This is a genomic window from Frankia sp. CgJB1, assembly GCF_977947065.1.
In genome coordinates this window covers 1-13,449 of sequence record NZ_CDWTNB010000111.1, presented here as the reverse complement: position 1 = coordinate 13,449, position 13,449 = coordinate 1, and the positions used below count along the sequence as shown (strand labels likewise).

Below are 13,449 nucleotides of genomic sequence, written 5' to 3'. Positions count from 1 at the left end.
GTCATCCCCGGACGCCGCCGCCCGCGGACCGCCCGGCCCCGGCGACCGCCCTCCTGCCGGGACGATCGCCGGCGTCGCGCGGCAGCCGGCCGCACCCGCGACGGACGGCGGAGTCACCGCGGGACCGGTCGCCGGGGAGACCCGGACCTCGACCCGGGCGGCGCCGGGATCATTGACGAGGCAGAGCAGACCAGCCCCGGGCGCGGACGTCACCCGTGCCCCGGTGACCTGCACCTGGTAGCCCGTCGGATAGGACCAGGCCGGCACGCTGATCGCGGTCGCCGTGCCGGCAGCGAGGGGCGGCCCGGCCGACGGCGTGGTCCGGTAGGCCACCATCAGCACCCGCGACGCGTCGAAGCGCAACACCTCCGGTACCCCGGCGATGGCCACGGGGTAGGGGCGGACGATGTCTGCGGGCGGGGCGGGCGCCCGGCGTTCGGCGCCGCTGCTCCCGACGGGCGCGGCGGTGCCCACCGTGCCCCCGGTCGGGCTCGGGGCGTCGTAGAACCAGCTCAGGCCGAACGCGTCGGCGGAGGCGACGAGACCGCGGACGCTGGCCGCCGACCCGTCCTTCCAGCCGACCAGGTATCCGGTCGGATCATTGACCGCCACCGTCGATGCGGCGTCGAACGGGGCGGGCCGGTTCCGCCACAGCAGGTGAGTGCCGTCATGCGCGGCCACCGCCGCTACGAGACTCTCACCGCCGCCACCACCCTCGGGCACCTCGTAGCCGAGCAGGCCCGGCACGTCGCGGAACCGCGTCGCCAACCGTTCGAGCCCCGCGGCGAGGCCGGCGACGGAGGGTACGTAGCCCGCCGAGGCGGGCACGATCCGCAGCGTGACCCGCAACCCGCGGTCGGTGAACATGCGGGTGAGGGCGGCGGCCTGGTCGAGTCCGGGGTCGGCGGGCGTGGTCGCCGCGCCGGCACCGTCGAGGACCGGCCCACCGGATGTCGCCGGGAAGCGGCCGCCGCTTGCCATCGGGACCGCTAGGCGCACCCCGGTAAATCCGAAGCCGACCCAGGTGTCGATGTCCCCGGCGGTGGGCGTCACCCCGGCCGGCACCGTGATCCCGTGCAGGACGACCACCCGACGATCACTGTCCGTGAGGTACGTTCCCGAGCGACCGATCGTATCGGCCGGGGCGGCGCCCACGGGCGGTCCAGCAGGTGCGGTGGGGGAACCGGCCGCCGAGGCCCCGGGCACCGGACCCGTTCCCGCGAGGCAGCCAACGATCAGGCCGAGCGCGACCAGAAGCGGACGCCGTCCCGGGAATCGCCGGGGATGCTCGAAGCCGCGACGCCGCCCGATCGTCGTCCAGCCAGGAACGCTGTCACCACACACCGGACCATCCTGCCGTGTCCACCGCAAACGGGTCAGACCGCCCGGTCGATCCGGTCTTTGGCGGCGCGTGGATTCGCCGGCGCCGTGACCGGCAGCCCGAGCTGATCCGGAGACCGAGCCGGCGTCGCCGCCCCAGGGGAACCCTGCGCCGTGCTGGTGGACGCCGGGGAGACCTGCGCCGGGGTGGTAGACCCCGCGGGCGCGCCGGCAGCGGCAGCCGCCTGTGCCCGGGCGGCCGCGAGCTCCTCCTTGGCCCGCTTCGCGTACATGTCCACATACTCCTGGCCGGACAAGGCCATCAGCTCGTATATGATCTCGTCGGTGACCGAGCGCAGGACGAAGCGATCATCTGCCATGGCCGCGTAGCGGCTGAAGTCGAGCGGGCGGCCGATGCGGATGCCGACCCGACGGATCTTCGGAACCAGCTGGCCCGGCGGCTGGACCTCGAAGGTCCCGATCATCGCCACGGGGATGACCGGGACCCCGGCTTCCAGCGCCAGGCGCGCGACACCGACCTTGCCGCGGTAGAGCCGGCCGTCCGGGGATCGGGTGCCTTCCGGATAGATCCCGAGCAGGCGGCCCTGGCGGAGCACCCGGACCCCCGAGCGCAACGCGCCCTCGCTCGCCTTGCCGCCGCTGCGATCGATCGGGATCTGGCCGACGCCACTGAAGAACACCCGCTTGAACCACCCCTTGACGCCCGCCTCGGTGAAGTAGTCGCTCTTCGCCAGGTAGGTGACACGGCGGGGGACGACCAGCGACAGGAAGAGGTGGTCCAGGAAGGAGAGATGGTTGCCGGCGAGGATCGCGGGCCCCTCCGGGGGGATGTTCTCTGCCCCCTCGACCCAGGGACGCCAGAACAGTCGCAGGACAGGTGTCAGGAACACCTTGACCACCCAGTAGAACAAGACAGCTCCCACCTGGTCACCGCCGCACGACGACGGCCCGCCGGGGGCGCCCGTGGCCAGTCGCCCGTCTTCATCCGCCGACGCCGATCACACCTGGCCCGAACCTCCCACGAACCGTCCGGTCGGTCGGGCACCGGGGCGCACGCCGCCGGTCCACGACCCGCGGCCTCGCCGGGGTCCGCCACGGAGACCCCGACGATCCTTGCGACCCCACCGCACCAGGGCCGGGTCGCCCAGGGCCGGTCGCAAGGATGATGGGCTTGCTTGAGCCTAAGGAGAGGTCATCACGACGTCCACCGAACAGGGTCTACCCCGCTCGGCGTGTCATTCTCCGGTGCCGGCCAGGAAACCTGACGGCGGGCCCCCAGCCTCCCGCAGACCGCGCCTCGATCCCGAATGTCCCGCGCGCGTACCCACCCATCACCGATATCATCAGGCGGGGACTTTCCGTCCGGCGGCTCCTGCGCAGCGATGTTGCGCAGCGAGTGAGACACGCACGACCGTGGCCTCAGCCCGCGGACCGTGCGAGCATGCGTTTACCGGCGTTTTCCCTCCGCGCGTCGCCGGACCCGCATCGCGGCATGCGGGCGGGCGCGCGAGGCACGAAGGGCGGATCACGATGGCGGGTGTCACCGGTGCGGCCGTCCTCCCGGGCGCGGAACCGTTCGAGTTCGAGGGTGGGCCGGTCGGCGTGCTGCTGGTCCATGGGTTCACCGGCTCCCCGGGCAGCATGCGGCCCTGGGGCGAGTACCTCTCCGCAGTCGGGCTGACCGTCTCGTGCCCGCTGCTGCCCGGCCATGGCACCCGCTGGCAGGACATGGTGCCCACCACCTGGCCGGACTGGTACGCCACGGTAGAGACCGCGTTCCTGCGGTTGCGGACCACCTGCGAGCAGGTCTTCGTCATGGGGCTGTCGATGGGCGGAACCCTGGCCCTGCGGCTGGCCGAGCAGCACGGCGGGGATCTCGCCGGCCTCGTCACGGTCAATCCCAGCCTCACCACCGAACGGTGGCACGCGGCATTCGCCCCGTTGCTGAGCCGGGTGATCCCCGCCGTGCCTGGCGTGGCCGGCGACGTGAAGGCCGAGGGCGTGCCCGAGGTCGGTTACGACCGGGTACCCCTGCGCCCGTTCGCGTCGCTGCGCCAGCTGTGGGCGGTGACCCGGCCGGAGCTCGGTCGGATCGTCTGTCCGGTCCTCACCTACCGCAGCATCGTCGACCACGTGGTGGAAGCCAGCTCCGGCGCGATTCTGCTGGCCGGGCTGCGTGCCCCGGCCGAGGAACGGCTGCTGGAGAACAGTTACCACGTCGCGACGCTCGACAACGACCGAGAAACGATCTTCGACGGAAGTCTGGAATTCGTCCGGCGGCACGCGCCACGCGCGCTCGTGCCCGACGTGCCCTGCGGCAATGGCTGAGCGGTCACCGGGTTCAGGACCCGGCGAGCACCGGCCCTCGCCGGCGGACGGCGCCGTGCCCGAGGGGGCTCCCCTCGGCGGGCCGGGCAGCGCCCCCGCCGACGGCGGTGGCACCTCCGCGAACCGCGAGGAGCCAGCCGACGGCGACGGTGGCAGCGGCCTCAACGACAGCGGCCTCGACGGCGGCGGCGACGGATCCGCGACAACCGCGGGGGGCGACGCACCGCGGCCCTCCCCGCGCTCCCAGAAAGCCGACGACGCCGCGTTCTTCGAACTCATCGCGCGCTTCGACGACGAGCCCGAATCCCATCGGTGGCCGGCGGCGGAGAATCTGGACGACACCCGCCGCCCCACTGTGATCATCCTACGCCCGCCGTTCGAGCCGGGTGGTCCGCCCGTATCGGAGGACCGGACCGACCCCCGGCCCGACCAGCTGCCGTTCCCGTCCGCGGGCGGTGACAGCGGCCGACGGGGACGCGACGGCACCGAGGACTTCGTCGTCGACCTCGGCGATCTGTCGGGTTCCGGCCAGGTCCCGGAGGGTCTGGACGACCCGGATCTGGACCCGGACGACGAGCACTACGAGCCGCCACCCCCGCCACCGCTGCCACGGATCAGGCCCGTGACGCGCTGGGCACTCGGTTCGATCGCCCTCGGTGTGATGTTCCTCGTCGTTCCGAACCTGATCGACTTCAACCAGTCCGGGACCCAGAACGTCGCCGGGGTTCTGCTGATCCTCGGCGGGGTCGGCACGCTGGTCGCGCGGATGGGAGACCGTCCGCCCACGGATTTCGACGGCCCCGACGACGGCGCGGTGGTCTGAGCGCGGCGTGGCAGCCGTCGTACCGGCACCGAAAAGGAAGGGCGTGGGGCGTGCAGTACCACGAAAAGGTCGAGGTCCACGGGCATCTCATGGACACGGGCGTGCTGGCTCGGGTTCTCGACGACGTGCTGGACTATGGCGGTGACTATCGGGTTGATCGTATCGAGCTGGGGCACAGCCACGATGACGAGTCCCACGCGGTCATCACGGTGGGGGCCGATTCACCGAGTCAGCTCATGCGCATTCTGATGCGGATCCAGGTCCACGGCGTGAACAAGATCGAGTCTGGCACGGCCCGGTGCGAGCCGGCCGACCGCGACGGCGTCTTCCCCCCGGACTTCTACTCCACCACCAATCTGGAGACCGTCGTCCACCTCGACGGCCAGTGGGTGCCGGTGGAGCATCCCGAGATGGACTGCGGCCTGGTCGTCTCGCACGGCCGGGTGCAAACGGTACCGGTCACCGACGTGCGCGCGGGAGACATGATCGTGTGCGGCGTGGACGGGGTGAAGGTCGTCCTACCGGTCACCGCCCACTCCAGCCGGGTCTACGAGGAGTACGAGTCCCTGGCCGCCCCGCTGCCGAGCTCCACCCAGCCGCAGGCGGTCCTGGCCCGGGCGATCGCCCGCCAGATCCGCGAGGTCAAGGCCGAGGGGTCGCAGGTGCTCTGGGTGGCGGGTCAGACTGTGGTGAGCACCGGGGCCGGGCCAGCGTTGATCGCCCTCGTCGGGGCCGGCTATGTCGACGTGCTGTTCGCCGGCAACGCACTGGCGACACTCGACGTGGAGGCTGCCCTCTACGGATCGCCGCTGGGGCTCGGGCCGCTGCGCAGCGGCCGGGTGCAGCGCGGCAGCGAGCAGCACATCCGCGCGGTCAACACGATCCGCCGGGAGGGATCCATCCGGGCCGCCGTGGAGTCCGGCGTGCTCACCCAGGGGATCATGCACGCGATGGTCAAGGCCAACAAGACCTTCGTGCTCGTCGGATCGGTCCGCGACGAAGGCCCGCTGCCCGACGTCCACACCGACGTCCTGGCAGGCCAGCGGGCGATGCGCGCCGCGCTGCGGGGGGTGGCGTTCGCCCTCATGATCGCCAGCGCCCAGTACTCCGTGGCCACCGGCAACATCCTGCCGGCCTCGGTCCCGGTGGCCTGCGTGGACGTCAACCCCTCGACGGTGCACGCTCTCACCGAACGCACCAGCGCGCACGCGGTCGGCGTCGTCGCCGACACCGGGCTGTTCCTCGAGGAGCTCGCCGCCGAACTGGTACCCGACTACCGGGCCTCCCCACGTAGCGGCTTCGCCGCGACGCGGGGACCCCTGTCATAGGGCGCCGTACGGGGTCTCCGTCGAATCGCCTTCGGCGACCCTCCTGGGATAGTCGTGGGGATTTCGGGTCAGAACCGGGCGAGGTCGGCCGCGCCCACGAGGCCCGCTTGGGATCCGAGCTCGGCGATGACGATGTCCGGCTCGGAACGGTAATCCCGCCCGGGCATGGCGGCCAGGAGGCTCTGCCGGGCCGGGCCGAGCAGCAGCTCGCCGGCGTCGGAGACGCCGCCGCCGATGACGAAGCGGTTCGGGTCGAGCGCGGCGACCAGCGTCGCCATACCCTCGCCTAGCCAGTGGCCGATCTCGGTAAAGCACCTGATCGCCGCCGGGTCCCCTTTGCGTGCCGCCTCGGTGACGTCCGGGCCGGTCAGCGCGTCGACGCCACCGCCACAATGCTCCAGCATGGGCATGGCCGCACTCGGATCCACGGTGGCGATGTTCTTCGCCAGCCGGACCAGCGCTCGCCCGCTCGCATACTGTTCCCAGCACCCTCTGTTACCACATCCGCACGGGTACCCGTCGGGTACCACCCGCATGTGGCCCATCTCGGCGCCGATACCGGACGCGCCTCGGTAGAGCTCACCGCCCAGGACGATGCCGCTGCCGATGCCGGTTCCCACCGTCAGGCAGACGAGGTCACGCCGGCCACAGCCGGCCCCGAAACGGTACTCCGCCCAGGCCATCGCGTTGGCGTCGTTCTCCACGACGACGGGCAGGCCGATGCGCGCCCCGACCTCGTCGCGCAGGGGTTCGTCGCGCCAGGCGAGGTTCGGTGCAAACAGGACGCGGGACCGGTCCGAGTCGACCCACCCGGCCGCGCCGATGCCGACCGCACGCACGGCGTGGTCGGCACTGAGCTCCGCGACGACGCTGGCGATGGTGTCCGCGACCTCGGCGGCCGAATGGCCCGGGGTAGGCCGACGCAGGGAGGTGATGATCGTCCCCGCGCCGTCCACGACGCCGGCGGCGACCTTCGTCCCGCCAACGTCGACGCCGATCGTCAGGCCCTCTATCCGGTTCTCCACCGGCAACGGGCCGGGGGCCGCGCCGGCACGCTCGGTGCGCGGAACCGTCAAGCTGCCCGGAATATCCAGATTCTTCGAACTATCGGGAGTAGCGATGCTCACGTGATATCGATCCTCTGCACGCGGGGTCTAAGCGCGGTGGCGGGTTGGGTGCCGGTGGTGTCCCCCGGCCATGGATGATCCCCAGATGCGGGGGGCGCCGTCTCGCGCCGTCGCGGCGTGGCGGGCCCCGGAGCGTCCTCCCCACGGGCACCGAGGGCGGCGCGGAACGCCGCGGTCAGGGATCCGGCAGCCGCGAGGAGATGGCCAACCACCTCGGGGCGGTCGCCGGCGAGGCTCGCCAGGAGCCGGCACAGCGGGCACACGGCGCAGGGCCAGGTGTGATCCGCGGGTCCCGGCGCCGGATCCACGTGGGGATCGGGTATCGACGCCGCATCGTCGGCAGCGGGTCCCGCCGCCGACGATGCGGGGGGACCGGGATAGCCGGGGGGCAGGTGCGAGGCGGCCCAGTCCCGCAGGGCGTCAGCGAGCAGGGCGGCTTCGACCGCGAGCGACCCGCGGCCGGGCGACGCGGACGGGCCGGTGGGAGGCGTGCCGGTGGGAGGCGTGGTGAAGTCGGGCCCGGCGCCGCCGGGCCGGCCCGAGGTGGACCGCTGCGTGGTCATACCCGCACCCACTGCTGCGGGTCCGGGACGAACGAGACGACCAGCCGGTCGTCACGCAGCCGGGCGGTGCTCACATCGCAGCGACGCAGCGCCGCAGGCAGCGGAACGGCCCGCCGATACGACCCCACGGTCACCACCAGGTCATCACCCAGCCGGGCCAGATCGATCTGGGAACCGTCGACGAACGGCAGCCCGAAGGACAGCGCGAACCCGTCCTCGGTGCGCTCCACCCGCGGCTGGCCGCTCGAGCCGATGAGCGGCTCCCCGAGAACACTCCCCGGATCGAGCTCACCGTAGGTCGCCGCGCCGAAGGCGGCCAACTCCTCCAGGCCGATCGGTTCGCCCGCCCGGTAGCCGACCGGGAGGACGGGGGTGGGCATGAAGGCCGCGGTGATGTCGGCGAGCTGCTCGCGGTGAACGGCGGCCCACCCCGCCCGCCAGGCGTCCGCGTTCGCCGACGGGAAGATCCGGTTGACGACGACGCCGTCCAGGGTGAACCCATGCAGCGACAGCGCCGTAAAGCTGCCGCGGGCCGCGGCGAGCGCCGAGCTCTCGGGGGTCAGCACCAGCCGGACGCTGGTGGTGGCGTGGTCGGTGAGGATCGCGCGCAGGTCGACCGCCGCCCGGTGCAGGCGGTTGACGGTGTCGTAGGCGGGGGCCGCCAGCGTGCTCCACCGGCCGCCGAGCGCCGCCGCCCAGCCGAAACCGGGTCGCAGCCAGCGCGCGAAGGCACCGTCGGGCGGCAGCAGCCGGCGGCAGTACCACGACAGCGTCTCGGGAAAGGCCAGCAGCCGCACCAGCGCCGCCGCCGAACCTCCGTCGACCACCACCAGGTCGTAGTTCTCACTGGTGAGGCCGTCACGCAGTTCGAGTAGCGTCAGGGTCTCGACGGCCCCGGGCAGGAAGGCCAACTCCTCCAGGTCGAACGGATCGACCTTGATGGCCGGCCAGGTGCCCGCCAGCACCTCGCGTACGGCCGGCCACCGGGTCTCGACCGCGCGGCGCAGGTCGACCTGCTGGCCGTGCAACCCCGGTTCAAGCTCGGTCGGCTCGGCGCCGATCGGGTGGTCGAGCGCGCCGGCGAGCCCCGCGGCCGGGTCGACCGACAGCACGAGGGTCCGATGACCCCGTTGAGCGGCGAGGATCGCGGTCGCCGCCGCCACCGTGGTGGTACCGCCGCCGCCCTTCCCCGTGAAGAGCACACACCGCACGTGCGCTCAGCTCTCGACGTACTTCTTGAGGTCCTTGAGAGCGGCATCCACGATGCCGCTCTGCACCTTCCGCCGGAGCAGACCAGGAATCTTGATCTTTGTCTCAGCGGTGAGGTCGTAGGTCACCTCGGTGCTACCGTCACCCAGGTCGCGCAGGGTGTAGCTGCCGTCCTGCGACGACATCGCCTGGCCCTCGACCATGCTCCAGACGACCTGATCGTCGCCCTTCCAGGTGTACTCGTTGACAAACTCGTCCTTGATGACGACGGCGTTGATCCGGAACCGGGCGCGCCGGGGACGGCCGTCCGGGCCCATGTCGAGGATCTCGGCCTCCTCGATCTGGCCGATCCAGGTCGGATACGCGGAGATGTCGACGATCGCCCCCATCACCGCGGCGGGCCGAGCGTTGATGACGATCGTCGATCGGGCGTGGTCCGCCATGGCAGACAGCACCTCCACATTCTTCGAGCGCGGCTGAAGAGCACGGCGTCGCCGGCCCACCGGCAACCCGGATCTCTCCGGGGCCCGGGAACAATCCCCGACCGATCGCCTGAGGCTACCGGAACACCGAGCGCGCCCGGCCAAGCGGCCGGCTACCACTCGAGAACGAAGGGCGTCCCCCGAGCCTGGAAATGTCCGACGTTCACGCAGCGTGTGCCGTCGATCTCCAGGCTGGCCGTCAACGGCTGGTGCACATGCCCGAAGAGCACGTAGCGCGGCCGGGTCGCGTGAATGGCCTCGAGGATCGCCACACTGCCGCGCTCGAAGCGGCGTGCCTCGATGTCGTAGACCAGCTCGGGGATGTGCGGGGGGATGTGGCAGCACAGGACGTCGACCTCGCCCACCGCGGCGACCTTGGCGGCGAAGGCGTCGTCGTCAATCTCGTAGGGGGTGCGCATCGGGGTCTGCAGCCCCCCGCCGACGAAGCCGAACCGCAACCCGCTGATCGTGGTGGTCTGCCCGTCCAGCAGGGTGACGCCGTCGCGCAGGTACTCAGGATACAGGTGCGGCAGATCGACGTTGCCGAAGGTCAGGTAGGTCGGGGTCGGGAACGCCGCGAACAGCACCTCGTACTGACGGCGGATGGCCGCCTCCACGATCTGCGTGCGGTCCCCGCCCAGGCTCGCCCACAGCGTCCGGGACCATGCCCGGGCCTCGTCGAACCGCTGGGCGTTACGCAGCTCGATCATGCGACCCACGGCCTCGGCGCCGAACAGGTCGCCCATGATGCCCCGGCCGTGGTCGTGGTAGTCGATGAAGAGAATGAGATCACCCAGACACACGAATGCGTCGGCCTCCTCGCCCGCCGCCGCCAGCGCATCCGCCCGCCCGTGCACGTCGCTGACCACGTGGACCCGCATGGCTGGAAGCTTAGGCGCCGACAAGGGCCCGTCGCCCCTACTCGAACGGCCCATCCGGCCGATGAGGGATGCCGCGCGGATCCGGGGCATACCCGGGACATGTCCCCGGCGGTCGCGCTCACCGGCAACGATCATCGGTCGGACGCTGTCGAAGGGAACCGTATTACACCCCGCAAGGTCGCAAACCGCCCGCCCGGAGGCTAACGTCTGATGCCCTGGCCTGGTCTTCCGTGCTTCCGTTGTTCCGTGGCGTCGTCCCCCCGGCGTGCACAAGCCATCTGGTAGGACTGGTAGGAGTAGCAGTGCGCGAGTACACCTCCCCGCCCCTGATCACCATCGCCGAGGATGCGACCCTGACGGACGCCGTGTTCCGCAACGCGGCGGCACATCCGGACAGTACGCTTATCCAGCACAAGATCGACGGCAAGTTCGTCGGCATGACCGTCCGCGAGTTCCGCGACCACGTCGTGGCCACCGCCCGGGGCTTCATCGCCCGCGGGGTGCGGCCCGGGGACCGCGTCGGTCTGGCGAGCCGGACCCGGTTCGAGTGGACGATTGTCGACTATGCGACGTGGCTGGCCGGCGCCGTCTGCGTGCCGATCTACGAGACCTCCAGCCTGGGCCAGATCGAGTGGATCCTGCGGGACGCCGGCGTCGAGGTTCTCGTGGTCGAAAACGACGAGCTCGCCGAGCAGGTCGCGCAGGTACGCGACGGCGTCCCCGCGCTGCGGGAGGTCCTCGTCGTCGAGCACGGGGCGCTGGCCGGTCTCGCCGTGGACGGCGCCGGCATCGCGCCGGAGCAGCTGACGGCGGCCCGGGCGTCCGTCAACGCCGACAGCCTCGCGACGATCATCTACACCTCGGGGACCACCGGCCAACCGAAGGGCTGCGAGATCACCCATCGCGCCCTGCTGTTCACCGCCGAGGCGGCCATCGCCACGCTGCCCGAGCTGTTCGCGCCCGGTGCGTCCACACTGCTGTTCCTCCCGCTGGCGCACGTGTTCGCCCGCATGCTCCAGGTGGGCGTGGTCCAGGGGGCGTTCACCCTCGCCTACACCCCGGACTCGCGGACCCTGCTGCCCGATCTCGCCAAGGTGCGTCCGACCTTCCTGCTCTCCGTGCCCCGGGTGTTCGAGAAGGTGCACGCCGGGGCGCGCCACAAGGCGCACGCCGAGGGCAGGGGCTGGATCTCCGATGCCGCCGAGAACACCGCGGTCGCCTACAGCCGGGCTCTCGACGGCGGCGGCCCCGGCCTGCTCCTGCGGCTGCGGCACCGGTTGTTCGCCGCGCTGGTCTACAGCAAGCTCCAGGCGGCGCTCGGCGGGCGGGCCCGCTACGCGGTCAGCGGCGGGGCACCGCTGGGTGAACGCCTCGGCCACTTCTTCCGCGGGATCGGGTTCACGGTGCTCGAGGGCTACGGTCTGACCGAGACCAGCGCGCCGGCCGCGGCGAACCGGCCGGGCAACGTCCGGATGGGCACCGTCGGCCAGCCCTTTCCCGGCGTGACGATCGCCATCGCCGATGACGGGGAGGTCCTCATCCGCGGTCCCCTGCTGTTCCGCGGCTACCGCAACAACGAGCTCGCGACGAAGGAGGCGCTCGACGCCGAGGGCTTCCTGCACACCGGCGACCTCGGCGACCTCGACGCCGACGGCTTCCTGCGGATCACCGGCCGCAAGAAGGAGCTGCTGGTCACCGCCGGTGGGAAGAACATCGCGCCGGCGCCGCTGGAGCACATCGTCCAGTCCCATCCCCTGGTCAGCCAGGCGATGCTGATCGGGGACCGGCGGCCCTTCATCGCCGCCCTCGTCACGCTCGATCCCGAGGCGTTCGACCGGTGGCGGTCCTCGGCGGGCAAGCCGGCCGGCGCGACGGTTGCCGACCTGGTCGACGACGCCGGCCTGCGCACCGAGATCCAGCATGCGATCGACGCCGCGAACGCGACGGTATCGCACGCCGAGAGCATCAAGAAGTTCGCGATCTTGCCGCAGGACTTCACGGTGGAGACCGGCGAGCTCACCCCGAGCCTGAAGGTGCGCCGCTCGCTGGTGCTCGACCGGTTCAGCCAGGCGGTGGAGGACATCTACGCCACCCCGCGCTAACCCCGTCCGGGCCGGCAAGCAGCGTGCGCAGGTCCTGCACGAGGACGTCCCACCGCCAGCGCAGCTCGACCCACGCCCGCCCCGCGGCACCCATCGACGCCGCCCGGTCGGGGTCGGCAAGCAGATCACCGACGGTCGTCGCGACCTGCGCCAGATCGGTACCGTCGATCACGATGCCGGTGCGCTGGTGCAGGACGGCGTCGGGGGAACCCCCACTGCGGCCGGCCACCACCGGCAGGCCGGTCGCCGACGCCTCGAGGAAGACGATGCCGAGCCCCTCGACTTCCAGGCCGGCGAGGCGGGAGCGGCAGGGCATCGCGAACACGTCGCCCGCCGCGTAGTGCGCCGGCAGTTCCTCCCACGGCGCCGAACCGGTCATGATCACATGCTCGGCGACGTCGTTCTCCCGGGCGAGCCGTTCGAGATCACCCCGCCGGGGACCGCCGCCGACGATCAGCAGCGCGGCGTCCGGCACGCGGCGCCGTACCATGGGCAGCGCCCGGATCAGCATGTCCTGGCCCTTGCGGGCGACCAGCCGGCTCACGCACACCACCACCCGGCGGCCCGTCAGCCCATGGCGTCGGCGCATCTCCTCGCGCCCGTGACCGGGACGGAACAGCGAGGGGTCGACTCCGCTGGGCAGCCGGGCAAAGGTGGGATGGCCGCCGAAGGCGGGCCGGACCCGGGCCCGGGTGTAGTTGGTCAGATAGGTGATGACGTCGGCCGCGGTGCCGATGCTGCGCAACACCTGACGCGCCCCCGGCAGCGCCGCCCAGCCGACCTCGTGACCATGGGTGCTCGCGACCATCCTGCGCACGGCCGTGTCGCGGCGCAGCCGGGCTCCGAGCAGCCCGAGCGGTGCCGCGGCGCCGAACCACACCGTGTCGCATCCCTCCGCCCGGGCGATCTCTCTGGCTCGGCGCAGGACGTCCGGTGTCGGCAGCATCAGCGACGTGGTGTGCCGCACGACCGGGAAGTTCTGTTCGGCGTCGAAGGCCGCGGCGTTCTTCCAGGCCGGGGCGTAGACGACGATCTCGCCCCCGGGCAGCCGCGAGGCGAAGTTGTGCACGTAGGCCTGGATCCCGCCGGGACGAGGCGGGAAATCGTTCGTGACGGCCAGCACGCGCATCCGCCCATATTCTCCCACGGTCCCACCGCGTTTTCCCACGGCCCCACCGGCGCCCGCGCCGGCCCCCCGGCCGGGCGGGCTAGCCGGCGCGGCGACGCCGCGGCGCCTGGTCCAGCCGCGGCGCCTGGTCCAGCAG

At 71.9% G+C, this 13,449-nt stretch carries 12 protein-coding genes; 4 read left to right on the top strand and 8 right to left on the bottom strand.

Annotated features, from left to right (window positions below):
* A partial coding sequence (locus tag AC08OT_RS13495; RefSeq protein WP_476602868.1) for a hypothetical protein occupies positions 1 to 1,344 on the bottom strand: 1,344 nt, incomplete at its 3' end.
* Between the two features lie 32 nt (positions 1,345 to 1,376).
* Positions 1,377 to 2,264: a lysophospholipid acyltransferase family protein gene (locus tag AC08OT_RS13490; RefSeq protein ID WP_476592928.1), complete on the bottom strand. Its 888-nt coding sequence runs from the start codon at positions 2,262 to 2,264 to the stop codon at positions 1,377 to 1,379.
* Positions 2,265 to 2,871: 607 nt separating this feature from the next.
* On the opposite strand from AC08OT_RS13490, the gene AC08OT_RS13485 reads away from it, so the two are divergent.
* Genes AC08OT_RS13485 through AC08OT_RS13475 form a run of 3 tightly spaced genes read left to right on the top strand, consistent with a single transcriptional unit; the run spans position 2,872 to position 5,820 of the window.
* On the top strand, positions 2,872 to 3,669 hold the full coding sequence (locus tag AC08OT_RS13485) for an alpha/beta hydrolase (protein ID WP_476592927.1): 798 nt from the start codon (positions 2,872 to 2,874) through the stop codon (positions 3,667 to 3,669).
* Positions 3,670 to 3,724: 55 nt separating this feature from the next.
* Entirely contained in the window at positions 3,725 to 4,492 is a 768-nt protein-coding gene (locus AC08OT_RS13480; protein WP_476592926.1) for a hypothetical protein, read from the top strand.
* A 50-nt stretch (positions 4,493 to 4,542) separates the two neighbouring features.
* Positions 4,543 to 5,820: an ornithine cyclodeaminase family domain gene (locus tag AC08OT_RS13475; RefSeq protein ID WP_476592925.1), complete on the top strand. Its 1,278-nt coding sequence runs from the start codon at positions 4,543 to 4,545 to the stop codon at positions 5,818 to 5,820.
* A gap of 68 nt (positions 5,821 to 5,888) precedes the next feature.
* On the opposite strand, the gene AC08OT_RS13470 is transcribed toward AC08OT_RS13475, so the two are convergent.
* The 5 genes from AC08OT_RS13470 to AC08OT_RS13450 form a co-directional block, all read right to left on the bottom strand.
* Complete coding sequence (locus AC08OT_RS13470; protein WP_476592924.1) at positions 5,889 to 6,896, bottom strand: ROK family glucokinase; 1,008 nt, start codon at positions 6,894 to 6,896, stop codon at positions 5,889 to 5,891.
* Positions 6,897 to 6,943: 47 nt separating this feature from the next.
* Positions 6,944 to 7,510 (bottom strand): hypothetical protein, encoded by a 567-nt coding sequence (locus AC08OT_RS13465; RefSeq protein WP_476592923.1) that lies wholly within the window; start codon positions 7,508 to 7,510, stop codon positions 6,944 to 6,946.
* Positions 7,507 to 8,721 (bottom strand): ArsA family ATPase, encoded by a 1,215-nt coding sequence (locus AC08OT_RS13460; RefSeq protein WP_476592922.1) that lies wholly within the window; start codon positions 8,719 to 8,721, stop codon positions 7,507 to 7,509. Before AC08OT_RS13460 ends, AC08OT_RS13465 begins: the two co-directional genes overlap by 4 nt.
* A 6-nt stretch (positions 8,722 to 8,727) precedes the next feature.
* Positions 8,728 to 9,162, bottom strand: coding sequence for an SRPBCC family protein (locus AC08OT_RS13455; RefSeq protein ID WP_476592921.1), 435 nt, complete (start codon positions 9,160 to 9,162; stop codon positions 8,728 to 8,730).
* A 152-nt stretch (positions 9,163 to 9,314) separates the two neighbouring features.
* Positions 9,315 to 10,082: a metallophosphoesterase family protein gene (locus AC08OT_RS13450; RefSeq protein ID WP_476592920.1), complete on the bottom strand. Its 768-nt coding sequence runs from the start codon at positions 10,080 to 10,082 to the stop codon at positions 9,315 to 9,317.
* A 302-nt stretch (positions 10,083 to 10,384) separates the two neighbouring features.
* Here AC08OT_RS13450 and AC08OT_RS13445 point away from each other — a divergent pair, with 302 nt between their 5' ends.
* Positions 10,385 to 12,184, top strand: coding sequence for an AMP-dependent synthetase/ligase (locus AC08OT_RS13445; protein ID WP_476592919.1), 1,800 nt, complete (start codon positions 10,385 to 10,387; stop codon positions 12,182 to 12,184).
* On the opposite strand, the gene AC08OT_RS13440 is transcribed toward AC08OT_RS13445, so the two are convergent.
* Positions 12,144 to 13,313 (bottom strand): glycosyltransferase family 4 protein, encoded by a 1,170-nt coding sequence (locus tag AC08OT_RS13440; protein WP_476592918.1) that lies wholly within the window; start codon positions 13,311 to 13,313, stop codon positions 12,144 to 12,146. The genes AC08OT_RS13445 and AC08OT_RS13440 overlap by 41 nt on opposite strands.
* Positions 13,314 to 13,449: the final 136 nt, after the last annotated feature.